Raw genomic sequence first — 24,463 nt, forward strand, 5'->3', positions numbered from 1 at the left:
ACGTGGAGGAACTGTGGCGCATGCAGCCTTTCGGGAGGCTCGGGACTTTCTGCTCACGCACCGTGAGGACTACGCAGCCGCTCGCGGGTTCCGCTGGCCCGAGCTGACCGAGTTCAACTGGGCGCTGGACTGGTTCGACGTCATCGCGGCGGACAACGACCGGCCCGCGCTGTGGATCGTGGAGCCCGACGGCAGCGAGGCCAAGTGGTCCTTCGCGCAGCTGGCGCGCAAGTCCAACCAGGTGGCCAACTGGCTGCGGGCCCAGGGCGTGCGCCGGGGTGACCGGCTGGTGCTCATGCTGGGCAACCAGGTGGAGTTGTGGGAGACGATCCTGGCCGCGATGAAGCTGGGCGCCGTGGTCATCCCGGCGACCCCGCTGCTGGGCACCGCGGACCTGGCCGATCGGATCGAGCGCGGGCACGCGGCGCACGTGGTGACCACCAGCGCCGACGCCCCGAAGTTCGAGGGCGTGCCGGGGGACTACACCCGCATCGCGGTGGGGGAACGGGTGCGCGGCTGGCTGCGCTACGCCGACGCCGAGTGGGCCGACCACGAGTTCGAGCCGGACGGGGTCACCCGCGCCGAGGACACGCTGCTGCTGTACTTCACCTCCGGCACCACGGCCAAGCCGAAGCTGGTGGAGCACAGCCACGTGTCCTATCCGGTCGGGCACCTGTCCACCATGTACTGGATCGGGCTGGAACCCGGTGACGTGCACCTGAACATCTCCTCGCCGGGCTGGGCCAAGCACGCGTGGAGCAACGTGTTCGCCCCGTGGAACGCCGAGGCCACGGTGTTCATCCACAACTACACCCGGTTCGACGCGGCCACCCTGCTCGGGCACATGCAGCGCTGCGGGGTCACCAGCTTCTGCGCCCCGCCGACCGTGTGGCGCATGCTCATCCAGGCCGACCTGAGTCAGCTGAGCACCCCGCCGCGCAAGGTGGTCGGCGCGGGGGAGCCGCTCAACCCCGAGGTCATCGAGCAGGTGAGCAGGGCCTGGGGCGTCACCATCCGGGACGGCTTCGGGCAGACCGAGACCACCGTGCAGGTGGCCAACACCCCCGGCCAGCCGGTGAAGCCCGGCTCGATGGGACGGCCCGTGCCCGGCTACGAGGTGGCGCTGGTCGACCCGGTCACCGGGCAGGTCGGCGACGAGGGCGAGATCTGCGTGGACCTGGCGCACCGCCCGCTCGGGCTGATGGTCGGCTACCGGGACGACCCCGAGCGCACCGCCGAGTGCATGCGGGACGGCTTCTACCGCACCGGGGACGTGGGCTCCCGCGACGCGGAGGGCTACCTGACCTACGTGGGCCGGGCCGACGACGTGTTCAAGGCCTCGGACTACCGGATCTCCCCGTTCGAGCTGGAGAGCGTGCTGCTGGAGCACGAGGCCGTGGCCGAGGCCGCCGTGGTGCCCTCACCGGACCCGCTGCGGCTGGCGGTGCCCAAGGCGTACGTGGTGCTCGCGCCCGGCTGGGCCGCCGACGCGAGCACCGCTGAGGCGATCTTCGCGCACTCCCGGGCGGAACTGGCCCCGTACAAGAGGATCCGGCGGCTGGAGTTCGCCGAGCTGCCCAAGACGATCTCGGGCAAGATCCGCCGCGTCGAGCTGCGCGGCAGCGAGCACAACAAGCACGCCGACACCACCCAGCGCCCCGAGGGTGAGCACTGGGAAGAGGACTTCCCAGCCCTACGGGGTTAGGGCGCCTCGCCAGGCTCCTCCAGGGGCGGGAGCTTCTCGATCTTGCGGGCCTGGGACAGCATGGTGAGGATCGAGTCGAGGGTCTCGTCGGACAGGCCCTCGGCGCGCAGGGCGATGGAGCGGACCCGGTTGTTGCGCAGGGCCGCGGCCAGCTCCAGCTGGCTGTCCACCCTGGCGGCCACCTCCTCGTTGAGGAAGTACTCGGGCGGCACGCCGAAGAAGCGCGCGAGCGTGCCCAGGGTGCCCTGGGTCAGGTTGCGCTTCTTGCCGGTGGCCAGCTCCCACAGGTAGGTGCTGGAGATCTTCGTGCCGGAGTGTTCGGCGATCTGCTGGGCCAGCTTGGCGAAGCCCGGCCGGGTGGCCTCGTCCGGGTAGCGCACGGCGATCAGCCGGGCGAGCTTGGCGGCCAGCTCACCCGCGCTCTCCTCGCTCTGGTCGGTCATGAGTCCTCGGCTAGGCGGCTACGTCCGCTGTGGCGGATTCGATCGTCACACATTCTCCGTGCTGAACCCACTTGTTGACAACTCCACAGGCCCTGTGCCTATTATCCGCATGCGTGACCATCCGCTGTAGCGGATAGCTCGGTGGTGCTGAGGGGTAGAGGGGGCCGTTCAGCACCACCGTTTCCGCCCTTCCGCTCCGAGGTGATCTCGCCTACTGTGATTGCTGATCGCATCCGTGATCAGTGTTCACGAACATGAACGGTTCCACCGCCGCCGTTTCCAGCGGGACCGCTGGCGGGAGGAAACGCACCCATGACAGTCCACTGGCGCACATCGGTGCTGGCGGCGATCGGCGCGCTCGCGCTGGCCGCTCTCGGCGTGTCCGGCGCCCACGCGGCAGGCACCACCTACCAGGTCGGCACCGCGGCACAGCTGCGCACGGCGTTGAGCGCGGCCAAACCGGGCGACACCATCAAGCTCGCCGACGGCGACTACGCCGACCAGTTCCTGGCCACCACCTCCGGTACCGCCGGTGCGCCGATCACGCTCACCGGCGGCCCCAGGGCGGTGCTCAGCGACCCGCTGTTCAACCCCGGCGACACCGACTGCCCCTCCGGGCAGACCGGCTACGGGCTGTGGTTGCAGGGGGCGAGCTACTGGAACCTCAGCGGGTTCACCGTGGCCAACTCGAAGAAGGGCATCGTGCTCGACGGCGCCCAGCACGTCACCATCGACTCGGTCACCGTGCACGACATCGGCTACGAGGGCGTGCACTTCCGCAAGGGCAGCGCCTACGGTGTGATCAAGAACTCCACGGTCTACAACACCGGCACCGAGCAGCCCGGCTACGGCGAGGGCGTGTACCTGGGCTCGGCCAACAGCAACTGGGCCTGCTTCGGGGTCGGCGGCGGCCCGGACCCCGGCAACTACATCCAGGTCCTCAACAACAGGATCGGGCCCAACGTGGCCGCCGAGGGCGTGGACATCAAGGAGGGCACGCACGACGGGGTGGTCTCCGGCAACGTCCTGGACGGCACCGGGGAGCGCAACCAGAACTCCGGTGACTCCACCATCGACGTGAAGGGCGACCGCTACACCATCAGCGGCAACACCGTCAGCCACCCCTACACCGACGGGTTCCAGGTGCACAACGTGTACCAGTCCTACGGCTGCGGCAACACCTTCAGCGACAACAAGTTCACGCTCGGCAGCGCACCGGGCTACGGCATCAACGTCACCGACCAGAGCAGGTGCAAGTCCACCGCACCCAACCTGGTGCGGGCCTCCAACACCAGCACCGGCGGCAAGGGCCTGACCAACATCCCGCTCAGCTAGCGGCCCACGTGGCGTGAAGGTGGCTTTCACTGCGTCCAGCGCAGTGAAAGCCACCTTCACGCCACTCCCGCGGGTGCGTCCACGCCGTGGGAACCGTTGACAGTCAACCGAGCGCGCTGTTGCGATGGGCACGTGATGAACCGGACGGCACTGACGAGGCGGCGGCACGTCGACTTCGCCCGCGTTGCCGTGCAGGCGTGTTGATCTCCGCCTGATCCGTTCCCGTTCCTGTCGTGCCCACGGAGGGCTGTGCCATGTCCGTGTCCGCTCGCCCCGTCCACCTGTCCGCACAACCAGAAGCCGCCGACCTGCCGGTGGTGCCCGCACGGCACCCGTGGCGCTGGGTCGGTGTGGCCGTGGTGCTGGTGCTGCTCGCCCAGTTCGTGCACGGCCTGGTCACCAACCCGGGCTGGGACTGGCCCACCTTCGCGGAGTTCTTCACCAGCGGCACGATCCTGCGCGCGGTGGGGGTCACGCTCCAGCTGACCCTGTACGGCACGGTGCTCGGCTTCGCGGCGGGCATCGTGCTGGCGCTGATGCGCTTGTCGCACAGTCCCTTCCTGCGCACGGTCAGCTGGGCCTACGTGTGGGCCTTCCGCTCCATCCCGCTCATCGTGCAGCTGATCTTCTGGTTCAACGTCTCCTACCTATACCCGAAACTGGGCTTCGGCGTGCCGTTCGGGCCGGTGCTGGTCACGGTGAACACCCTGGACCTGTTCTCGCCCATGGGCGCGGCGGTGATCGGGCTGGCGCTGCACCAGGCCGCCTACGCCGCGGAGATCATCCGCTCCGGCGTGCTCTCGGTGGACCCCGGGCAGCGCGAGGCCGCCGCGGCCCTGGGCATCCCGAGGCTGCGGCAGTTCCGCAGGATCGTGTTGCCCCAGGCGATGCGCTCGATCCTGCCCACCGCGGCCAACGAGGTGATCTCGCTGTTCAAGGGCACCTCGATCGTCTCCGTGGTGGCCATCAGCGAGCTGTTCTACCAGGTCCAGGTGATCTACGGCCGCAACGCGCGGGTGGTGGCCCTGCTGATGGTCGCCACGGTCTGGTACATCGTGCTGACCTCCGCCCTGTCGGTGGTCCAGCACTTCGTGGAACGGCACTACGCGAAGGGATCCAGCCGATGAGCACGGCCATGGTGGAGATCACCGGGGTGCACAAGAGGTTCGGCGCCAACGAGGTGCTGCGGGGCATCACCCTGCGCGTGGCGGCGGGGGAGGTGGCCGTGGTGCTCGGGCCCTCCGGCTCGGGCAAGTCCACCCTGCTGCGCAGCATCAACCACCTGGAGAAGCTGGACCGCGGCACGGTCAGCATCGACGGGGAGCTGATCGGCTACCGGCAGCGCGGCGGCAAGCTGCACGAGCTGACCGAGCGCGAGGTGCTGCGCCAGCGTGGGGCGATCGGCTTCGTGTTCCAGAACTTCAACCTGTTCCCGCACCTGACCGTGCTGGCCAACCTCACCGAGGCCCCGCTGGCCGCGCGCACGAGGAACAGGGCGCAGGCCGAGGCCAAGGCGCGCGCCCTGCTCGAACGGGTTGGCCTGGCGGACAAGGAATCGGCCTACCCGCGCCAGCTGTCCGGGGGCCAGCAGCAGCGGGTGGCCATCGCCCGCGCACTGGCGCTGGACCCCAAGGTGGTGCTGTTCGACGAGCCCACCTCGGCCCTGGACCCGGAGCTGGTCGGCGAGGTGCTCGACGTGATGAAGGACCTGGCCCGCGGCGGCACGACCATGATCGTGGTGACGCACGAGATCGGCTTCGCCCGCGAGGTGGCCGACACCGTGGTGTTCCTGGACGAGGGACGGGTCGTCGAGCAGGGGCCGCCCGCGCAGGTGATCGACCAGCCGGAACACGACCGCACCAGGGCGTTCCTCGCCAAGGTGCTCTAGCCCAGGAGGCACCCCCTTGTCCAGAAAGCTGATCGTCGTGCTGGCGCTGCTGCTGACCGCCTGCGGCACGGCGACCTCCGAGACCACCCCGGCCAGTACCACCAGCGGCATCAACCTGGGCCCGGACCAGAAGCGGGTGAGCACCGGCAAGGTGGACCGGATCGCCGCCGAGGTCCCCGAGCCAATCCGGGCCAGGGGCACGCTGGAGGTGGTGGCCGACGCGGGAACCGTGCCGCCACTGAGCTTCTACGCCACCGACGACCACACCCCCATCGGTGTGGAGGAGGACATCGCCTCACTGGTGGCCGACGTGCTCGGGCTCAAGCCGCACTACACCGTCGTGTCCTGGGAGAACATCTTCGTGGGGCTGGACTCCGGCAAGTACGACGCGGGTTTCTCCAACATCACCGTCACCGAGGCCCGCAAGGAGAAGTACGACTTCGCCACCTACCGCCTGGACAACGTCTCCTTCGAGGCCCGCAAGGGCTCCGGCTGGCAGGTGAACGGCCCGGCCGACGTCGCGGGCCGCTCGATCGCGGTCAGCTCCGGAACCAACCAGGAGAAGCTGCTGCTGGACTGGAACGCGCAGAACACCGCGAAGGGCCTCAAGCCGGTGGACGTCAAGTACTTCCAGAAGGCCACCGACTACTACCTGGCGTTGCAGTCGGGCCGGATCGACGCCTACTTCGGCCCGAACCCGAGTACCGCCTACCATGCGGCCACCTCCGGCCAGACCGAGCTCATCGGCACCGTCTCCGGGGCGGGCACGGCCCTACAGGGCAAGATCGCGGCCACGACGAAGAAGGACAACGGGCTGATCAGGGCCCTGCACGAGGCGCTGTCCGAGGTGATCGCCAACGGCAGCTACGCCCAGGTGCTGCGGCGCTGGGGCCTGTCCAACGAGGCCGTCACCGGCTCCGAGCTCAACCCGCCCGGGCTGCCCAGGACCTGAGCCTTTGCTCGGTGTCCGAGCGTAGTCACTGGACCAGACCACCGGCCGCGTGGTCTGGTCCATTTGGTTGACCTGGGGTTTCCCCTTCGGCACATGGCGTAAACCGGACCGCCCTTCGGAGCCCTCCCCTTGTCCCGGCGTGACCGTTGACCTTACAGTCGGTACTAGTAAAGGCAGTGAACGAGGAAAGTCGGGCGCCGTGACGCAGCTGCGAGTCGCGCAGAAGGGCACCAAGCGGTCCCTGCGCGCCCGCAACGACGTGCTGGTGTTGCAGAGCGTCGCCGCGGGCGGCGGGGAGATCGCCCGCGCGGACATCGTGCGCGAGACCGGTCTGCCCTCGGCCACCGTGTCGGCGATCGTCGGCAACCTGATCGACCGGCGGCTGGTCCGCGAGTCCGGGCACGGCGACTCGCGTGGCGGCAAGCCCCGGGTGCTGCTGGAGCTGGACCGCGAGCACCACCGGTTCGTCGGGGTGCACGTGGGGCGCGGCCGGGTGACGGCCAGCCTGCTGACGCTGTCCGGCCGCCCCGAGCAGACCGTGCGGCTGCCCCACCTGGTCGGCGACGACACGCTGACGGTCACCGCGAACGCCGTGCGCAGGCTGGCCGATTCCTTCGACGGGCAGCTCAGCGGGATCGGCGTGGCGGTGCCGGGCATCGTCAGCGGGGACGGCGTGATCCGCGAGGCGATCAACTACGGCTGGCGCATGGTGCCGCTGGGCGAGGAGCTGTCCGAGCGCTGCGGGGACACCCCGGTGCACGTGGTCAACGACGCCAACGCCGTCGCGCTGTCCGAGGTGGCGCTGAGCAGGCAGTGGGCGGTCACCGTGGTGCTGCTGTGGATCGGCACCGGGGTCGGCGCGGGCATCGTGCTGGACGGCCGCCTCTACGAGGGCCCGGAGTTCCGCAGCGGGGAGATCGGCCACATCGACGCGGGCGTGTCCACGCGCTGCCGCTGCGGGCTGGTCGGTTGCCTGGAGACCGTGGCCAGCATGCCCGGCCTGCTCGGTGACGCCAGTGAGCAGGTGGTCGCCGCCTACCTCGGTGGGGCCGACGACGCGGACAGCCGCGCGCTGGACGAGCGGATCCGGCGCGGGGCAAGGGAACTGGCCCGGCTGGCCTCCATGTTCGCCGCCTCGCTGGACATCACCGAGTTCGTCGTGGGCGGCCCGATCGTGGCCAGCCCCATCGGACCGCCGCTGCTGCGCGCCACCAACGAGGTGCTCGAGCTGCGCGCCATGCCCGGTTTTCCCGTGGTGTCACTGCGCTTCTCCACGCTGGGTTCGCACAGCGTGGTCGTCGGTGCCGCGGCGCACGCCATGCGCCAGGAGTTCGGCGTGATGCTGACCATGCCCGGCGAGACCACCGAGCAGCACCCCAACCGCCCACCGATGCCGGAGGTGCACCGCCATGGCTAACAGCTATCCGCCGGAGTTCCGCTGGAAGGTGCTCGCACTGGTGGCCAGTGGCCGACCGGTGGTCAAGGTGGCCGCCGAGTTCGGCATCAGCGACCAGACGATCTACAACTGGCGCCGCCAGCACCTGGCGGACAGCGGACAGCTGCCCTCGGTGGCCAGCTCCACGAGGCCGGAACTGGCCGCCGCGCTGGACCAGATCACCGAGCTGGAGGCGGAGCTGGCCAACCGCAGGCGGGCCGCCCAACTGCTCGCGATGAGCCCACCCCGCTCGGCCTGAGTCGGCCGGGCGGGGCGGGCTCGTCGTCTCGTGGATCAGGCCAGGGTCAGGCCGTAGGACTGCAGCTCCAGCTGGAGCGGGTAGAAGTAGCTGACCGTGGTGTTGCCGCCGGACAGGGTGCCCAGGCCGACCGAGCCGCTGTAGGCCGGGCCGCCGGAGTCACCGTGGTCGGTGTGCGCCGTGGTGCCGAACTCGTGGCGCAGCACGCCCACGTCGAAGTTGACGGTCTGGTCCACCGAGGTGATCTGGCCGCTGCCGCCGCCGGTGGTCGAGCCCTGCTTCTGCATGCGCTGGCCCACGGTGGGCTTGCCCGCGCTGGTGATCGCCTGGCCGGTGTTGATCCGGCCGGGGCCGGTGCCGTTGGGCCGGGTCAACAGCCCGGAGTCGGCCCCGGGGCAGTCGCTGTGCACGATCTTGGCCCCGGTGACGTCCCCACCCGACCAGGTGCCGCCCAGGTTGGTGCAGTGCCCGGCGGTGAGCAGGTACGGGGTGCTGCCCTGCTTGACGTTGAAGCCCAGCGAGCAGCGGCCCTGGCTGTTGCGGATGGCGTCCCCGTCCGCGATGTGCAGCTCCAGCCGACCGGTCTGGTGCTCGATGCGCGCGGTGTCGCCCAGGCGCTGGGCCGCGGCGGTCACCTTGTCGCGGCTGGCCTTGCTGGCGGCGTCGTAGATCGTGACGACGACCTGGTTGCTCACCGGGTCCACGCCCCAGGCGGTCTGCGGCACGTCGGTGATCGCGTCCAGGCTGGCCTTGGCGCTGTTCAGCGTGGCCAGGCTGTGCTTGACGGTCCTGGCGACCAGGCCGTGGGACTGCACGGCCTTGGCCGCGGCCGAGTCCAGCACGGTGACCACGGCCGTGGTGCCGTCGAGGTAGTAGCCGCCGGTTGACGTGCCAAGCGCGTCCGAGACCTGTTCGGCCTGGGTGATGGCCGTGCTCTGGGCCTGTGCGAACTCGGCCGTGCCGGGCTGGGCGGCGTTGGCGGCCGGGACGCCGAGCGTCGAGACGGCCAGGGCCGCGACGCCGACGAGTGCCTTCTTGCTGATCATGAGCGGTCCTCCTGTGCAGGGAGAGCAGGACTGCATGGGCAGGTACTGTCCACAGTGGACTTGTTTGTACGTAAGGGAAAACTGTTTACCTCACGTAGTTCTCACCTCGGACTCACCGGAATATAGCGAGGGTTCGACAGGGTGTCACCCGACGATCGGAGGGTTGGCTGTCAAGCGGCCGAAGGGACTAGTTCTGGTGTCCGGCGAGGGTGCGCACGGCGGAATCGCCCACCGGCACGCGCAGCGCGCCGATCGTGTTGAGCCGGTAGAGCCGCTCGACCTGGTCCAGGGGCGTGCCCTCCACCGAGCCGCGCAGCGTCTCGCCCGCCCGTGTGACCGACTCGGTCACCGACCAGTCCTGGGTGACGTCCAGCCGCGGTCGCGCGACGAGCCCGTCCAGGTCCTCCAGTGTGCGCGGATCACGTGCCGTGGCAACGACTTCGTGCCCGTGCGTCCCGCCTCCACCAGCTTGCGTAGCCTGGCCGTTCGGCGATCTTGCACTCTCAGGGCATCAGCCCCGCACCCGCCCGCCGTCCACCTCGATGTGCCGGGTGGTGTGCACGGCCTCCAGCATGCGCCGGTCGTGGGTCACCAGCAGCAGCGTGCCGGGGTAGTCCGCCAGCGCCGACTCCAGCTGCTCGATCGCCGGCAGGTCCAGGTGGTTGGTGGGCTCGTCGAGCACCAGCAGGTTCACCCCGCGCGCCTGCAACAGGGCCAGCGCGGCACGGGTCCGCTCACCGGGGGAGAGCGTGTCCGCGGGCCGCAGCACGTGTGCCGCGGCGAGCCCGAACTTGGCCAGCAGGGTGCGCACCTCGGCCGGGGCCATGTCCGGCACGGCCGGGCGGAACGAGTCCAGCAGGGTGTCCGTGCCGAAGAACAGCGCGCGGGCCTGGTCCACCTCGCCGACGACAACCCCGTGACCCAGCGCGGAACTGCCACTGGCCAACGGGATGCGGCCGAGCAGGGCACCCAGCAGGGTGGACTTGCCCGACCCGTTCGCCCCGGTGATGGCGATCCTGTCCGCCCAGTCCACCTGGAGGTCCACCGGCCCGAGCGTGAAGTCCCCGCGCCGCACCACGGCCCCGCGCAGGGTGGCCACCACCGAGCCCGAGCGTGGGGCGGCGGCGATCTCCATGCGCAGCTGCCACTCCTTGCGCGGCTCCTCGACCACCTCCAGCCGCTCGAGCAGCCGCTCGGTCTGGCGGGCCTTGGCCGCCTGCTTCTCGGTGGCCTCGCTGCGGAACTTGCGGCCGATCTTGTCGTTGTCGGTGGCCTTGCGCCGCGCGTTCTTGACGCCCTTCTCCATCCAGGACCGCTGCGTGCGGGCGCGGGCCTCCAGCGCGGCCTTGGTGTCGGCGAACTCCTCGTACTGCTCGCGGGCGTGCCTGCGGGCGACCTCCCGCTCCTCCAGGTACGCCGCGTAACCGCCGCCGTAGGTGTTGACCTGCTGCTGGGCCAGGTCCAGCTCCACCACGCTGGTCACCGTCCTGGCCAGGAACTCGCGGTCGTGGCTGACCAGCACGGTGCCCGCGCGCAGGCCGGTGACGAACTTCTCCAGCCGCTCCAGCCCGTCCAGGTCCAGGTCGTTGGTGGGCTCGTCGAGCAGGAACACGTCGTAGCGGCTGAGCAGCAGCGAGGCCATGCCGACACGGGCCGCCTGACCGCCCGAGAGCGAGCTCATCGGCTGGTCCAGGCGCACCGCCAGCCCCAGCTCGGCCACCACCTCGTCCACCCGCTCGTCCAGGTCGGCCCCGCCGAGGGCGAGCCAGCGCTCCAGGCTGACCGCATACGCGTCCTCGGCACCCGGCTTGCCCTCACCCAGGGCCTCGGCCTCGGCGTCCATCCGCCGCTGGGCCTCGGTGACCCCGGTGCGCCTGCCCAGGAAGTCCCGCACCGACTCGCCGGGCCGCCGCTCGGTCTCCTGCGGCAGGTGGCCGACCGTGGCCGTGGGCGGGGTGAGCCGCACGCTGCCCTGCTCGGCCGGGATCAACCCGCCTAGCGTGCGCAGCAGCGTGGACTTGCCCGCGCCGTTGGCGCCGACCAGCCCGATCACGTCACCCGGTGCGACGACCAGGTCAAGTCCGGAGAACAGGACACGGTCACCGTGCCCAGCAGCGAGGTCCTTGGCTACCAGTGTTGCGCTCATCGCCGCACCTCGCTGACGCTCGGCGCAGCGCTGCGCGCCGGCCCTGCGTTGAATGGTTCGCTCGCTAGCTCGCTCACGAGCCGCACCTCGCTGACGCTCGGCGCGTGCTTCGCGCAGGGCCCTGTGTTGGTTGGTTCGCTCGCAAGCTCGCTCATCAGACCCGTGATGCTACTTGGGACCTCCGGCCCAGCCAGCGCTCCAGCCACAGCACGAGGGTCAGCAGCGCGGCCATGCCCACCGCGATGCCCAGGGCCACCAGGTCGTCACCGGGGTTGGCGAAGTTCAGCTGGAACTGGTCCCGGCTCCACGGCACCGCCGTGACCAGCGCGAAGCCCGCCACCATCAGCAGCACCAGGCCCGCGCGCAGCCAGGTCCACGGCCGGGCGACCAGGGCCAGCGCCCACAGCGAGGTGAGGAACAGCGCGAGCGTGGCGGTGCTCTGGTTGGCGGTCAGGTCCGAGCCGGGGTTGTTGTAGGCCAGCCAGTACGAGCCGAAGGTGGCCGCGGCGCAGGCCAGCCCGGCGGGCACGGCGAAGCGCAGCACGCGCGGCACGAAGCCGGGGCGGGCCCGCTCGGTGTTGGGCGCCAGCGCGAGCAGGAAGCCGGGGATGCCGATGGTCAGCGCGCCGATCAGCGTGACGTGCCTGGGCAGGAACGGGAAGGGCAGCCCGGCCACGCCGATCAGCAGCGCCAGCGCCACCGAGTAGAAGGTCTTGGTGAGGAACAGGTTCGCCACCCGCTCCACGTTGTTGAGCACCCGTCGGCCCTCGGCGACCACGTGCGGCAGCGAGGCGAAGGAGTCGTCCATCAGCACGACCTTGGCCACCGAGCGGGTGGCCCCGCTGCCGCTGCCCATGGCCACGCCCAGGTCGGCGTCCTTGAGCGCCAGCACGTCGTTGACCCCGTCACCGGTCATCGCCACCACGTGGCCCTTGGACTGCAACGCGGCCACGAACTCGCGCTTCTGCTGCGGGGAGACCCGGCCGAACACCGAGTGGGTCTCCATGACCTCGGCCAGCTCCGCCCGATCGGTCGGCAGGGTCCTGGCGTCCACCGGGTCCTGCGCGCCGGGAATGCCCAGCCCCGCGGCCACCGCACCCACCGAGGCCGCGTTGTCGCCCGAGATCACCTTGATCGCCACGCCCTGTTCGGCGAAGTAGCGCAGGGTCTGCTCCGCCTCGGGGCGGATCCGCTGCGCCAGCACCACCAGTGCCACCGCCTCGGCGTGCTCGAAGTCGTTCAGGTCGCCGACCTTGCCCAGCACGAGCACGCGAAGTCCCTGCGAGGCAAGCTCATCGGCACCGGCCCGGTGCGCGTCCTCAGTGGACAGCAGCACATCGGCCGCGCCCATCACCCAGGACCCCTGTCCGGCGAACGAGGCCCCGCTCCACTTGCGCGCCGAGGAGAACGCCACCGAGTCGGTGACCGTCCACCCCGGATCGCCCGGCACGCCGCGCGCGATGGCCTGCATCGTCGGGTTCGGCCTGGGCTCGGCGGCGATGAGCGCGCCCACCGCGTCGCGCGCGCCCTGCTCGTCACCGGAGAGCACGCGCAGTTCCTTCAGGTCCATCGTGGCGTCGGTGAGCGTGCCGGTCTTGTCCAGGCACAGCACGTCGACCCGGGCCAGCACCTCCACCGCGGGCAGCTCCTGCACCATCGTGCGCCGCCTGCCCAGCCGCAGCACGCCCACCGTGAACGCGATGCTGGTCATCAGCACCAGGCCCTCGGGGATCATCGGCACCACGCCCGCCACGCTGCCCACCACGGCCTTGGCGAAGCTGTCGGCCGCGTTGAGCTGGCTGATCGCCAGCAGGACGCCCACCGGCAGGATCAGCCAGGTGATGTAGCCCAGGAACTTGTTGATGCCGGTCTGCAGCTCGGACTTGGCCATGCTGAACCGGCTCGCCTCCTGCACGAGCTGGGCCGCGTAGCTGCCGTCGCCCACGGCGGTCGCGGTGAACGCGCCACCGCCGGACACCACGAAGCTGCCCGACTTCACCGTGTCGCCCACGACCTTGACCACCGGGTCGGACTCGCCGGTCAGCAGGGACTCGTCCACCTCCAGCGCCGTGGCCTCGTCCAGCACCCCGTCCACCGGGATCCGGTCACCGGTGCCCAGCAGCACGACCTCACCGAGCACCACGTCGGTGGGGGCGATCGCGGTCTCCGCCCCGTCGCGCCGGACCCGGACCGGTTCCTGGCCCAGCACCGCGAGCCTGCCCAGCACCTGCTTGGCCCGCAGCTCCTGCACGATGCCGATCAGGCTGTTGACCAGGATCACCAGCCCGAACAGGCCGTCCTGCGGCGCCCCGAAGATCATCACGAGCACGAACAGGGCGCCCACGATCGCGTTGAACCTGGTGAGCAGGTTCGCCCGCAGGATCTGGCCGAAGGTGCGCCCACCGTCCTTGCTGGTGCGGTTCACCTCGCCGCGCGCGATCCGCTCGGCCACCTCCGCCGAGGTCAGCCCCGGACTGAGGGTGTCTTGGGTTTCAGCGCGCGCGATGGAGTCCACGTACCCATGATGACGACGAATCGGGCATTGCGCACACACGGGGGGTACTCCCGTGCGCGGATCCTTGCCGTCATGATCGGGGCATGCTCTCGTTCGCCGACAAGCCCACGCTCACCGGTGAGCTGGTGACCCTGCGCCCGGTCGAGGTCCACGACGCCGTGCACCTGGCCGGGATCGAGCCGGAGACGCTGCGGCTCACCGGCAGCCACCGCACCCACGACCTGCCCGCGCTCGAGCGCTGGTACGCCACCCGCGCCGAGCACACCGACCGGCTGGACCTGGCCATCGTGGAACGGGCCACCGGCGAGGTGGCGGGTGAGGTGGTGCTCAACAACCTCGACCTGGACAACCACTCGTGCTCGTTCCGCATCCTGCTGGTCGGGGCGCGGTTCTACGGGCGTGGCCTCGGCAGTGAGGCGACCCGGCTCGTGCTCGGCCACGCCTTCGAGGTGGTCGGCGTGCACCGGGTGGAGCTGGAGGTCTACTCGTTCAACCCGAGGGCTCGCCGGGTGTACGAGAAGGCGGGCTTCGTACACGAGGGCATCAAGCGGCACGCCCTGCTCTGGCTCGGCGAGTGGGTCGACGCCGAGATCATGTCCGTGCTGGCCGAGGAGTGGGCGGCCCGCTGAGCGGGACTCGCCGGGGGCGTGGAAATCCCCCCGGCGAGTCCCGCTCGGTCCAACCTGACTGACTGAAAATTCAGTCAGTGGCGGTCGACGCGCACCGCGCCGCCGGTGACCTGGCCGATCCAGCTGCTGTAGGCCGAGACGTCGGTGTAGATGTTCTCGCTGGTGCCACATGGGTCCTGGCCGCCGCTGGTGGCGCCGACCAGTGCCCAGCCGGAACCGGACTTCACGATCGCCGGTCCGCCCGAGTCGCCGTGGCACGCGCTGGCGTTGCGCTTGCCGTCGAAGCACAGCTTGCCGGTCATGTCGCCCCACCAGGAGCAGCGCTCGGAGTCGAGCACGCCCAGCTCCACCTGCTTGAGCCGGCGCGGCGAGCCCTGCCCGTTCGGGTTCTCCGCGCCCCAGCCCAGCAGCCGCACCGTCGAACCCGGTTGCGGGGTGCTGCCGATCTGGACCAGTGCCTGGCTGGCCGCCCGGTCCAGGTGCAGCAGGGCGATGTCGTTGTTCAGCCGGGAGTTGTCGAAGTCGGGGTGCACCACGACCTCGGTGATCCGGGCGTAGGTGCCGCCCGAGGTGCGGTCGTTGGAACCGATGCGCACCGCGTAGGCCGAGGCGTCCTGCTGGGCGCAGTGCCCGGCGGTGACCAGCCACTGCGCGGAGATCAGGCTCGCTCCGCAGTAGTGGTCGAACTGGCCGGGCACCTGTAGTGACGCGACGAACGGGTAGTTCTCGGTGGCGGTGGTCCCGCCGATGATGGTCGGTGCGGCGGTGGCGGTCTGCGTGCTGACCACCAGTCCGGCCAGAACGGCCAGCAGGGTGCCGATCTTGCGCAGCCTCATCGAGGCCCCTTTCCCCAGGGATTCGCAGGGTTCACCGGACCGGCGCAGGAGCCGGAACGGATAACCGGATCATCAGGGAGAAAGGGCCCGAAAGGCCCATCTCAGCTGCACATCAACCTGAGTTATGCCCAAGTTCGCCGAGCACGAGCGCGGCGTCCAGATCCGCGTGCGCCTTGGGGTTGTCCGCCCACCACTTCGCGTAGTACGGGTTGCGGTCCACAGAGGTCCGGTAGGCCCGCGCCGCGCTGGTGAAGAACTCCCGCCGGTAGTGGGCGAACGGCCCGTCCGCCTTGGTGGCCACGTACATCGTGGTGGTGAACGGGTCCCCGCGCAGCTGGCGGATGGCGATTCCGTCGGCGGAACGCGAGGCGGGCGCGGCCGGTGCGACGGCGCCGGAGAGCACCAGTGCGCGAGCAGTGCTCACTTCTGTGGCGTAGTGCGTTCGGCGCGGGCTGAAACCGGCGGCGCGGCAGGCCGAATCCAGTGCGTGCCGCAGGCTGTCCGTCTCCGGCGGCGGGGTGACCCAGTCGAACCCGGCCAGCTCCGCGAGCTCGATCGACTCGTGCGCGGCGAGCGGGTGGTCCTCCGCGATCATCACGAACTGCGGCTCGACGAGCAGCTCGCGCAGCTCGATGCCGCGCAGCTCGGCCGCGTCCAGCCCGTCGAAACCGAAGATCACCGCGAAGTGGATGCGGTCGCCCGCGAGCATCTCCAGCAGCGGGGCGGCGTGCGTCTCCACCCGCGCCTGCACGTCCTTGCCGCCGGTCAGCGCCTTGAGCTGGGTCACCAGCTCGCCGAGGAACAGCACCGGCTCGGTGCCCACCGTCAGCAGGGCCTGCCCGTCCGGCTGGCGTGGGCCCTTCGCGACCTGCACGAGCTGGTCGAGGTCGGTCAGGATCTGCCCGGCCAGCGCCACCACCTCGCGGCCCAGTGCGGTCGGCCGGGTGCCCGCCGCGGTGCGCTCGAACAGCTGCCCGCCGAGAAACTTCTCGATCCGGTGCAGCTGGGCGGTCAGCGCGGGCTGGGTCAGTCCCAGCGCGGCGGCCGCCTTGGTCACGCTGTTGGACTCCGCGATCGCACACATCGTGCGCAGGTGTCGCAGCTCAAGGCCGTTCACGAGGTGGGCCACCTCCCGGTCCGCGCATGGCGCAAGGCGTGATCGGCCAACCATAAGCCATGGTGATGGGCCAATGGGATGGGAACAGTTGGGCCGAACCGTGCAGACTGTTGTCCCCAACACCGGTAGGGGCCGAGGTCCGCGCAGCCACCCTGCCACGCGTGGCACTGCTCGTGAAGGCCCGGGACGGCGGCTGCCGCGTGCTCTGCGGGGGTAGGCACGCGGCGTCGTATGCCATGAAAGTGCCGTTCGTGGCGTTCAACGCCACGAACGGCACTTTCATGGCAAGTCCTATGCGCCGTTGATCGTGAAAGTGCTCGTCGTGTTCCTGACGTTCTGGTAGTTGTTGCTCAGCTTCAGGTTGGTGAAGGTCACCGAGCCCACCGCCGGACCCTGGTTGGCCTCCGGCATCTCGTTGGCCCACAGCCCGAAGCCGGACTTGGCGTCGAAGGCGTCACCGCTGCGCTGCGCCCCGGAGATGGACACGTTGGTGAACGTGGTGTCCTTGATCGGGAACTGCGGCTGGCCGCCGACGTAGTTGGTCTGGAACATGATGCCGCTGTAGGTCGGGTCGACGATGTCCACGTCGCTGACCCGGATGCCCTGGAACACCTTGGACGCGGAGAAGGCCCAGATCGCCGGGAAGGTCTGCCCGCCCCAGAAGTGGCCGCCCGCCCGCACCAGGGAGATGTTCTGCAACTGGGTGGGCGGGTCGGCGCCGAACCCGTTCATCGGGTACCCGAAGTCCAGCGAGCTGATCGTGATCCCGGAGTACGCGAGGGTGTCGGCGATGTAGATGTTGCGGAAGGTGTTGGCGTAACCGCCGTACACCGCCACGCCCGCGGCCCGCCAGGTCAGCGTGCTGGACAGGTTCTCGTACAGGTTGTCCTTCTCGTCGGCGCCCCCCGCGTCGATGGCGGAGAACAGCGCGAAGCTGTCGTCGCCGGTGGCGCGGGCGTCGTTGTTGAACACGTGGTTGTTGGTGCTGCCGTTGGTCATGTTGACGCCGTCGGCGAAGGTGTCCCGGATGCGCGAGTTGGAGATGGAGACGTAGTCGGTGTTCGCGCCCCAGTACAGGCAGACCATGTGCTCGACCCAGATGTTGTCGATGGTCATGTTCGCCACGTTGGCGAAGTCGAACACCTTGCCCGGGCCGTCGATGCGCGAGGTGTAGTTGCCGAAGTAGGCGAACCCGGCGAATGTCGAGCCGTTGGCGGTGGCGTCGGCCCGGAAGCCCACGTCGGTGTTGTCCTGTGTGGACGGTGCGCGGAACCGGGTGAACCAGGGCCCCGCGCCGACCACCTTGATCGCCTTGCCGTACACCTGGAACTTCTGCGCGGTGTCGTAGTCGCCCGGGGGCAGGTAGACGCCGACCGCGTTGCTGTCCTGCCGCGCCTTGTCCAGCGCGTTCTGTACGTCCTGGTGGCCGAACCCGGTGGGCACGACGTACCTGGCCGGGTCCGGGTTGGCCTGCGCGCCGGCCTGTTCCAGGTTGATGAAGTCGATCGCGAAGGTGCCGTTGTTCGCGGCGTCCTTCTGCAGGCGGATCTTGCTGCCCTGCGGCACCGTGGTGCCGAGCAGGAGGTTGGCCTCGTCGTAGACGTGCCTCGGCGCACCGGCACCCGGCGAGTTGCTCGGGCCGGACTCCGAGCCGTACAGCCAGGCGTACTTGGAGGTCAGGCTGATCGGCTTGAGGAACTTGCCGTCGACGTAGACGTTCAGGGTGGCGTCCGTGCCGTCCGGGATGGAGAACCTGGTCACCAGGGTGTTCGTGCTGGCCCTGGTGGTGAACTCCATGTAGCTGCCGGTGCTGTTCAGTGTCACCGCCTTTCGGCCGGACGCCTCACCGGCCAGGTCGCCGATCGTCCTGTTCGGACCGATAACCTGCGCCCCGCCGCCGAGCACGCCGTCCTCGGCCTCGTACATGTCGTAGGGCATGTTGGCGCCCCGCCCGACGAACAGGGACTTGGTGCTGGTGTTGTTGCCCTGCTTGACCGGCAGCTCGTTGGTGTCATTGTCCAGCACCACCTTCACCGTGTACCGGCCGTTGACCGCGGCCCAGCCGCCGAGGTTGACCGGACCCGCCGTGGCACCGGGCGCGATGGTGCCGGTGTAGGCGCCGGTGAGCGTGCGCACCGTGCCACCGTTGGCATCCAACAGGGTCAGCGTGATCCCGTGCGAGCCGGCGGCCGAGGCGACGCTGCCCTGGTTGCGGATGCCCACGGAGAAGGCGACCTGGTTGCCCGCGGACGGGTTGTCCGGGGTCCAGGACACCGAGGAGGCGATCAGGTCGGAGCTGGCCACCGGGGTGACGACCAGTGCGCTCGGGCTGGTGTAGTTGTTGTTCGACTCGTTCTGCTCGATCACCCTGTTGGACTCGTCCACCTTGGCGGTGAGCTGGTAGCTGCCCGCGTCACGGGTGCCGATGTCCGCCGAGACCTGCGCCGATGCGCCCGCCGCCAGCGCGCCGACCTGACCGGTGCCGACCTTGGTCGTACCGAGGTAGAAGTTCACATCGCTTGCGCCAGAAGGAAGAGTGCCCGCGTTGCGGACCGTGGCGCTCACCGTGACCGGCGTGTTCTCCACCGGCGCGGCGGGGGTCCACGAGGTGTCCGTGACGGTCAGGTCCGGGTTCGCCGAGGGCGTGCCGATCACCTGGAACTCCGCGACCTGACCACCGGGCGCGCCGGAGTTGGCGTCGATCCGCAGCTGTACCTCGGCTGCCGTGGCGGTGACCGGGATGGTCACGAGGTTGCTGCTGGCCGGGTCGAAGGTGTAGGTCGCCTGGCCCGCCAGTGAGGTGAAGGCCTGCGAGTTCTGGTCGCGGCCGAGCACCTGGAGGCTCTGGGTCCGCTTGCCCCATGCCGGGTCCGGGTTGAGCTTGACCACCACTGAGCTGATGTCCGCGTTGGCGCCCAGGTTCACCGACAGCGTGCCGGGGAAGCCGGTGCTCTCCCAGTAGGTGGTGACGCTGTCGTCGTTGGCGTTGGTCTCCACGAAGGTCTGCGCGTGCGAGCTGGCGGTGATCGGCTTGCCCACGGCCAGGTTCTTGCCGTTGCCGCCGCCGCTGCCCTGCCGGGTCACCGCGTTGCTGTTCGCCGACTGGTTGCCCGCGGCGTCCCTGGCCCGCACGAAGTAGCTGACCGCCGTGCCCGCGGGCTGCGTGTCGGTGTAGGTCAGCGCGGAACCGGCCACGCTGGTGCGCAACGTGTTGTTGGCGTACACGTCGTAGCCGGTGACGCCCACGTTGTCGCTCGCGGCGTTCCAGGTGAGCTTGATCTGCCCGGAAGCCGGTTCGGTGTAGGCCAGGTTGGTCGGCGCACTCGGTGGGGTCGTGTCGACGCCGCCGCTGGGGCCGTACACCTCGAACTCGGACAGCTGACCCGCTGGCCAGCCGGTGTTCGCGGTGATCGCCAGCCGCACGAAGCGGGTGGTGACCGCGCCGAACTGGAGGCCGACCGTGTTGCCGTTCGCCGGGTCGAAGACGTGCTGAGCAGAGGGCAGCACGTCGGTGAAGTCCTCGCCGTTCGCGCTGGCGCGCACGGCGAAGGTCTGCGTGCGGGCCTCCCAGGTGGCGGGGAGCTTCAGCACGAGGTGGTCCACCGGCACCGTGGCGCCGAGATCGACCTGGATCCACTGCGGGAACACGTTGTTCGTGCTCTCCCAGTAGCTGGCCTGGTTGCCGTCCCCGGCGTTGGCGGCTGCGTAGGGGCTGGTCGAACTGCTCGCGGTGACCGTCCCGCCCTGGGCGAGGTTGCGGGCACCGGAGGCGGGGGCCGACAGCCCGACAGCGGTCAGCGTGACGACGGTCGTGGTCAGCAGCAGGGCGGCCAACCGGGGGAGGAGGCGTCTGGTTGTCATGGGCGTACCTCGCAGTGGGGAGGAGCCGGAGGCAAACACTTACAGCAAGTTGCTGAAAATTTGCGTAATGCTGTATCGGTTTTGCAGGGAGTTGCCACAGGGTTACAGACGCACTTCGGCCACGTCAATGGTTGGTCGGGCAATCGCCCGAGTGGCGGCTCGAACCGGAGATCAGCGAGCGGCGGCGAGCGCGGCGGGCAGTTCACCCGTGTGCAGGATGGTCAGCCTGGAGATCGCTCGGGTCAGCGCGATGTAGAGCAGCCGGAGCCCGTCCTGCCCGGCGGCGGTGATCAGTTCCGGCTCCAGCACCACCACGTGGTCGAACTCCAGGCCCTTGGCCAGGCTCGCGGGCACCAGGGAGAACTTGTGCTCCGCCTCGTCCTCGTGCGGCAGCCCGGCGGTGATGCCCGCCGCGGCCAGCCGCCTGCGGACCGCGGTGAACCGGTCGTCGGCCAGCACCACGCCCACGCTGTCCGGGTGCTGCTCGGCGGCCCGCAGCAGTTCCACCAGCGAGTCCGCGGTGTCCTCGCTGGCCTGGACCTCCAGCGCGCCCGGCACGTGCCGTCCCGAGACGGTCGGCGGCAGCTCGGGGGAGATCTCCGGCAGCAGGGAGTTGGCCACCCGCACGATGTCGCGCGGCACCCGGTAGCTGGTCGTCAGTTGCAGCACCCGGCTCGGCACGCCCAGGTGTTCGGCCACCGCCCGCCAGCTGCCCGCCGCCCACGGGGTGGTGCGCTGCGCCATGTCCCCGAGCAGGGTGGCCGAGTCCACGCAGCGGCGCATGATCGCGCGCAGTTGCAGCGGGGACAGGTCCTGGGCCTCGTCGATGACCACGTGGCCGAATCGGGTCGGCGGCTCGACCAGGCTGGCCAGCTCGTCGAGCAGGAAGCGGTCCGCCAGCGACCACTTCGCCCGGCCGACCGAGGCGGGAGCGCTGGGCCACAACAACAATCGCTGTTCCTCGGCGGTGAGCACGCCCTCGGCGGCGCGGCCGAGCAGGTCGGCGTCGGAGAACAGGTCGACCAGCACCTGGGCCGGGTTCACCGTGGGCCACACCGAGGCGGCCAGCTCGCGCACCGACTTCGCGCGGGCGATCCGCCGCATGTCCGCGTCGCTGGGGGCGTGTCCCCGCGTCTCCAGCTCGCGCCGCACGTGCGCGGTGATCCGCTCGATCAGGTGCGCCCTGGCCCGTGCAACCGGAACCCGTTGTGCCACCAGGTCTTCGCTGAGCTCGCGCACGGTCTCCGGGTGGATCCGCACGTAGGGGCTCGACTCGCGGACCACCGTGTCCTCGGTGGGCAAGCGCACGCCCGCCCACAGCGCCGCGGCGAGCACCTGTGCCATCCGCGCGTCGCCCTTCAGCGCCGCGACCTCCGCCGCCTCCGGTACCGGTTTCCGCTTCGCCGCAACGAGTTCGTCCACCGACAGGTGCACGACCTGGCTCTCGCCCAGTGCGGGCAGCACCCGGCTGATGTAGCGCACGAACAGGTCGTTCGGCCCCACCACCAGCACCCCGCTGCGCCGCAGCTTCGTGTGCTCGAACAACAGGTAGGCGGCGCGGTGCAGGCCGACCGCCGTCTTGCCGGTGCCCGGACCGCCCTGCACGATCAGCGTGCTGGCCAGTTCGGTGCGCACGATCTCGTCCTGGTCGGGCTGGATCGTGGCCACGATGTCGCGCATCGGTCCGACGTGGGTGCGCTCGATCTCGGCGATGACCAGCTCACTCAGCCCTGCACTGACTGAATTCTCAGTCAGCGGCTCGTCGTCGAAGCTGGTCAGCGCCCCGTCGGCGGCGAACCCGAACCGCCTCCTGCGGGTGACCTCCATCGGCTGCCCGGGGCTGGCCCGGTAGAAGCGCGCCGCCATGGGGGTCCGCCAGTCGATGACCACCGGCTCGTCCTGCTCGTCACTGACGTGGCGGCGTCCGATGTAGCAGGGCCGCGGCTCCGGGCCGTCGATGCGCCCGAAGAACAGCGGCGACTTGTTCTCGTCGCGCAGTTGCTCGGCCCGCCACTCCAGCCAGGCCACCGCCTCCTCGTCCCCCGGACGCGCGCGGGCGCGCTCGGCGAGTTCGAGTAGTTGCGCGCGGCTGCTGCGCAGACACGCGTGCGCGTGGACCAGGTATTGCTGTTCGGCGCGGAGTTCTTCTTCGGCGTGCGAGCTCACGGTTCGTCCCCCCAAGGCGGGGCAGACTACCGAGGGCTGCTCATCGCGGCGAACTGTTTTCGGCGGCTGGGGTGACGTGAAGGTGGCTTTCACTGCGCCCAGCGCAGTGAAAGCCACCTTCACGCCACTACTCGGTCACCAGCGGACGGCGGTGAAGTCGATTGGTTGGGGCCGCATGGCCCTGACCCGCTCGGTCAGTCCCCGCAGGCGCCTGCTCATCTCGGCCGCCGGTAGGTGCCTGCGGTCCCCGTGGCCCGGGAACAGCCACTCGAAGCGCAGCCCGTCCACCGACCGCTCCAGCGAGGCGGCCAGCGCCTCGACCGAGTACCAGGTGACGCTCTCCGCGATCTCCACGTCCGCGGTGGTGCGCGACCAGTACAGGCTGTCCCCGCTGAAGCAGGACCGCTCGTCGGCGACGTACAGCACGCTGCCCTCGGTGTGCCCGGGCAGCGGGTGCGCGACCACGCCCTCGGCGACCTCGATCGGCTCGATCCCGGTCAGGACCTCGTCCGCGTCCGGGGCCGCTTCGAGATCACCTTCGTGAATCCACAGCCGCGCGCCGAATCGGTCCGCATAACGCCGACCGTGTGCCGCGTGGTCCCGATGAGTAAGCAGGACTTCGGTCACCGGTCCGAACCGCTCATATCGCTGCGCCAGTGATTCGCTCCACCGTGGAGTGTCGATCATCAGGTTTCCGCCGGGGCGTCGCAGCAGATAGGAATTGGCCCCCGCCGTCCGCGTCGAGTTGTGCCCGCACAGGTACGCGCCCTCGGTCAGCGGCAGCGGGTACGGGTCGAGTTCCGGGTCCAACCCGCGCGCGTGGCGGCGGATCGACCTGGTGGGACAGGCGTACGCCGCGGCGTGCAGCGTGCGCTCCTCCGCCTCGTCCCGTGGCTGGCGCAGCACTTCCGAACGGCCCGCCACCTCACCGATCAGACTGGGCGCCAACTGCCGGGCGACGTCGCAGTTGGTGCACCGCTCATCCACGAACCAACCTGACTGCATTTTCGCTCCCCCTTCTCGCGTATTTCATGAATACCACACGCCTCGCCCGGGGAAGAAGGCGAAAACCCCCTTGACTTCAATCGGAATAGCCGCTCTGACGCGACCCCCTTGACGGATTCCGCGTATTGTGATCAAAACTAAAACGCCGTTACAAAACCGGTCCGGGGGTCCAGGGGGCGGAGCCCTCCTGGCTTGGGGCGTGGGGCGAGAGCCCCACAGTCATAGGAAAAGGGGACCGGCGCGAGCAGCGCCGGTCCCCTTTTCTCGGGTGAGTGACGGGATTTGAACCCGCGACACCTGGGATCACAACCCAGTGCTCTGCCAACTGAGCTACACCCACCATGTCCTGCCGACCGTCTCCGGCGGCGACTGGCATAGCGTAGCGCACGCCCGCCGAGGCTCAAAAACGGGTCAGCCGATCCCGTCGGCGCGCAGCAGTTCGGCGGCCACTGCCTGGGCTTGTTCGCTGCTGGGGCCGGGCTGGGGCACGAAGGCGGTGCCGCGGTAGTAGGCCAGTTCGCGGATGGACTCGCGGATGTCGGCCAGCGCGCGGTGGGCCAGGCCCTTGCCGGGCTGCGCGTAGTAGATGCGCGGGTACCAGCGCCGGCACAGCTCCTTGATGGAGGACACGTCGACCATGCGGTAGTGCAGGTGCGCGTCGAGTGCGGGCATGTCGCGGGCGATGAAGCCGCGGTCGGTGGCGATGGAGTTGCCCGCGAGCGGGGCGGTGCGCGGGTCGGGCACGTACTGGCGGATGTAGTCGAGCACGAGCTGCTCGGCCTGTTCCAGGGTGATCGGGGACTGGCGTACCTCCTCGGTGAGGCCCGAGTTGGCGTGCATCTGGCGGACCACGTCGGGCATGCCGTCCAGCGCGGCGTCATCGGCGTGGATCACCACGTCCACGCCCTCGCCAAGGACGTTCAGCTCGGCATCGGTGACCAGGGCGGCGATCTCGATCAGGGCGTCCTTGCCCAGATCGAGCCCGGTCATCTCGCAGTCAATCCACACCAGACGATCAGTCACCCAGCAGAGCCTAGACCGCCACGGGCCATAATCGGCTGAACGCGCGCGATCGGGCCGTCCTGTCTACCCTCGATTGCGCCGATCGGTGGAACCCGCAGGAGG

19 protein-coding genes and 1 tRNA gene are annotated in these 24,463 nt (G+C 69.8%); 8 read left to right on the plus strand and 12 right to left on the minus strand.

Annotation, left to right across the window (positions count from 1 at the left end):
- Positions 1–13: 13 nt before the first annotated feature.
- Positions 14–1,705, plus strand: a complete 1,692-nt coding sequence (locus KALB_RS06775) for an AMP-binding protein (protein ID WP_025354967.1) — start codon at positions 14–16, stop codon at positions 1,703–1,705.
- Here the strand turns inward: KALB_RS06775 and KALB_RS06780 are convergent.
- Positions 1,702–2,148: a hypothetical protein gene (locus KALB_RS06780; protein ID WP_030111641.1), complete on the minus strand. Its 447-nt coding sequence runs from the start codon at positions 2,146–2,148 to the stop codon at positions 1,702–1,704. The genes KALB_RS06775 and KALB_RS06780 overlap by 4 nt on opposite strands.
- A gap of 312 nt (positions 2,149–2,460) precedes the next feature.
- Between KALB_RS06780 and KALB_RS06785 the strand changes: the two genes are divergently transcribed.
- The 6 genes from KALB_RS06785 to KALB_RS06810 all read left to right on the plus strand — a co-directional run bounded on the left by KALB_RS06785 (position 2,461) and on the right by KALB_RS06810 (position 8,017).
- Entirely contained in the window at positions 2,461–3,483 is a 1,023-nt protein-coding gene (locus KALB_RS06785; protein ID WP_042220276.1) for a right-handed parallel beta-helix repeat-containing protein, read from the plus strand.
- A gap of 254 nt (positions 3,484–3,737) precedes the next feature.
- The gene (locus KALB_RS06790) at positions 3,738–4,610 is read left to right on the plus strand and encodes an amino acid ABC transporter permease (RefSeq protein ID WP_025354969.1); all 873 of its coding nucleotides are present in this window, start codon (positions 3,738–3,740) and stop codon (positions 4,608–4,610) included.
- Complete coding sequence (locus tag KALB_RS06795; RefSeq protein WP_030111639.1) at positions 4,607–5,371, plus strand: amino acid ABC transporter ATP-binding protein; 765 nt, start codon at positions 4,607–4,609, stop codon at positions 5,369–5,371. The genes KALB_RS06790 and KALB_RS06795 overlap by 4 nt, the downstream gene beginning before the upstream one ends.
- A gap of 16 nt (positions 5,372–5,387) precedes the next feature.
- The gene (locus tag KALB_RS06800) at positions 5,388–6,323 is read left to right on the plus strand and encodes an ABC transporter substrate-binding protein (protein ID WP_025354971.1); all 936 of its coding nucleotides are present in this window, start codon (positions 5,388–5,390) and stop codon (positions 6,321–6,323) included.
- 199 nt (positions 6,324–6,522) lie between these two features.
- Positions 6,523–7,740, plus strand: coding sequence for an ROK family transcriptional regulator (locus KALB_RS43690; RefSeq protein ID WP_025354972.1), 1,218 nt, complete (start codon positions 6,523–6,525; stop codon positions 7,738–7,740).
- The gene (locus KALB_RS06810; protein ID WP_025354973.1) at positions 7,733–8,017 is read left to right on the plus strand and encodes a transposase; all 285 of its coding nucleotides are present in this window, start codon (positions 7,733–7,735) and stop codon (positions 8,015–8,017) included. The genes KALB_RS43690 and KALB_RS06810 overlap by 8 nt, the downstream gene beginning before the upstream one ends.
- Positions 8,018–8,052: 35 nt before the next feature.
- Here the strand turns inward: KALB_RS06810 and KALB_RS06815 are convergent, their stop codons facing one another.
- The 4 genes from KALB_RS06815 to KALB_RS06825 all read right to left on the minus strand — a co-directional run bounded on the left by KALB_RS06815 (position 8,053) and on the right by KALB_RS06825 (position 13,724).
- A complete protein-coding gene (locus KALB_RS06815) occupies positions 8,053–9,063 on the minus strand; it encodes a S1 family peptidase (RefSeq protein ID WP_025354974.1) in 1,011 nt (336 codons plus the stop codon).
- Positions 9,064–9,250: 187 nt separating this feature from the next.
- The gene (locus tag KALB_RS47495; protein ID WP_158510723.1) at positions 9,251–9,412 is read right to left on the minus strand and encodes a hypothetical protein; all 162 of its coding nucleotides are present in this window, start codon (positions 9,410–9,412) and stop codon (positions 9,251–9,253) included.
- Between the two features lie 162 nt (positions 9,413–9,574).
- The gene (locus KALB_RS06820) at positions 9,575–11,209 is read right to left on the minus strand and encodes an ABC-F family ATP-binding cassette domain-containing protein (RefSeq protein ID WP_025354975.1); all 1,635 of its coding nucleotides are present in this window, start codon (positions 11,207–11,209) and stop codon (positions 9,575–9,577) included.
- 154 nt (positions 11,210–11,363) lie between these two features.
- Positions 11,364–13,724 carry an HAD-IC family P-type ATPase gene (locus tag KALB_RS06825; protein WP_025354976.1) on the minus strand — a complete coding sequence of 787 codons (2,361 nt, stop codon included), beginning with the start codon at positions 13,722–13,724 and terminating at the stop codon, positions 11,364–11,366.
- 83 nt (positions 13,725–13,807) lie between these two features.
- Between KALB_RS06825 and KALB_RS06830 the strand changes: the two genes are divergently transcribed.
- Positions 13,808–14,353, plus strand: coding sequence for a GNAT family N-acetyltransferase (locus KALB_RS06830; RefSeq protein WP_025354977.1), 546 nt, complete (start codon positions 13,808–13,810; stop codon positions 14,351–14,353).
- Positions 14,354–14,427: 74 nt separating this feature from the next.
- On the opposite strand, the gene KALB_RS06835 is transcribed toward KALB_RS06830, so the two are convergent.
- The 7 genes from KALB_RS06835 to orn form a co-directional block, all read right to left on the minus strand.
- Positions 14,428–15,189, minus strand: coding sequence for a S1 family peptidase (locus KALB_RS06835; protein WP_025354978.1), 762 nt, complete (start codon positions 15,187–15,189; stop codon positions 14,428–14,430).
- Between the two features lie 112 nt (positions 15,190–15,301).
- Positions 15,302–16,306, minus strand: coding sequence for a LysR family transcriptional regulator (locus tag KALB_RS06840; RefSeq protein ID WP_025354979.1), 1,005 nt, complete (start codon positions 16,304–16,306; stop codon positions 15,302–15,304).
- Between the two features lie 291 nt (positions 16,307–16,597).
- Positions 16,598–20,167 (minus strand): discoidin domain-containing protein, encoded by a 3,570-nt coding sequence (locus tag KALB_RS06845; RefSeq protein ID WP_025354980.1) that lies wholly within the window; start codon positions 20,165–20,167, stop codon positions 16,598–16,600.
- A gap of 171 nt (positions 20,168–20,338) precedes the next feature.
- Positions 20,339–22,333, minus strand: a complete 1,995-nt coding sequence (locus KALB_RS06850) for a HelD family protein (RefSeq protein WP_025354981.1) — start codon at positions 22,331–22,333, stop codon at positions 20,339–20,341.
- A gap of 135 nt (positions 22,334–22,468) precedes the next feature.
- Positions 22,469–23,338 carry an MBL fold metallo-hydrolase gene (locus tag KALB_RS06855; RefSeq protein WP_025354982.1) on the minus strand — a complete coding sequence of 290 codons (870 nt, stop codon included), beginning with the start codon at positions 23,336–23,338 and terminating at the stop codon, positions 22,469–22,471.
- A 267-nt stretch (positions 23,339–23,605) separates the two neighbouring features.
- Positions 23,606–23,678 (minus strand) — tRNA-His (locus KALB_RS06860).
- A gap of 71 nt (positions 23,679–23,749) precedes the next feature.
- Positions 23,750–24,361, minus strand: a complete 612-nt coding sequence (gene orn / locus KALB_RS06865) for an oligoribonuclease (RefSeq protein WP_025354983.1) — start codon at positions 24,359–24,361, stop codon at positions 23,750–23,752.
- Positions 24,362–24,463: the final 102 nt, after the last annotated feature.

The organism is Kutzneria viridogrisea DSM 43870, from assembly GCF_000525635.1.
Lineage (GTDB): Bacteria > Actinomycetota > Actinomycetes > Mycobacteriales > Pseudonocardiaceae > Kutzneria > Kutzneria viridogrisea.

Excerpts from the sequence above, each read along its gene's own strand:
- KALB_RS06785 (WP_042220276.1), top strand. The coding sequence starts at position 2,461 with ATGACAGTCCACTGGCGCACATCGGTGCTGGCGGCGATCGGCGCGCTC.
- KALB_RS06780 (WP_030111641.1), bottom strand. The coding sequence starts at position 2,148 with ATGACCGACCAGAGCGAGGAGAGCGCGGGTGAGCTGGCCGCCAAGCTC.
- KALB_RS06830 (WP_025354977.1), top strand. The coding sequence starts at position 13,808 with ATGCTCTCGTTCGCCGACAAGCCCACGCTCACCGGTGAGCTGGTGACC.
- KALB_RS06855 (WP_025354982.1), bottom strand. The coding sequence starts at position 23,338 with ATGCAGTCAGGTTGGTTCGTGGATGAGCGGTGCACCAACTGCGACGTC.
- KALB_RS06835 (WP_025354978.1), bottom strand. The coding sequence starts at position 15,189 with ATGAGGCTGCGCAAGATCGGCACCCTGCTGGCCGTTCTGGCCGGACTG.
- KALB_RS06795 (WP_030111639.1), top strand. The coding sequence starts at position 4,607 with ATGAGCACGGCCATGGTGGAGATCACCGGGGTGCACAAGAGGTTCGGC.
- KALB_RS06820 (WP_025354975.1), bottom strand. The coding sequence starts at position 11,209 with ATGAGCGCAACACTGGTAGCCAAGGACCTCGCTGCTGGGCACGGTGAC.
- KALB_RS06810 (WP_025354973.1), top strand. The coding sequence starts at position 7,733 with ATGGCTAACAGCTATCCGCCGGAGTTCCGCTGGAAGGTGCTCGCACTG.
- KALB_RS06845 (WP_025354980.1), bottom strand. The coding sequence starts at position 20,167 with ATGACAACCAGACGCCTCCTCCCCCGGTTGGCCGCCCTGCTGCTGACC.
- KALB_RS06790 (WP_025354969.1), top strand. The coding sequence starts at position 3,738 with ATGTCCGTGTCCGCTCGCCCCGTCCACCTGTCCGCACAACCAGAAGCC.
- KALB_RS06815 (WP_025354974.1), bottom strand. The coding sequence starts at position 9,063 with ATGATCAGCAAGAAGGCACTCGTCGGCGTCGCGGCCCTGGCCGTCTCG.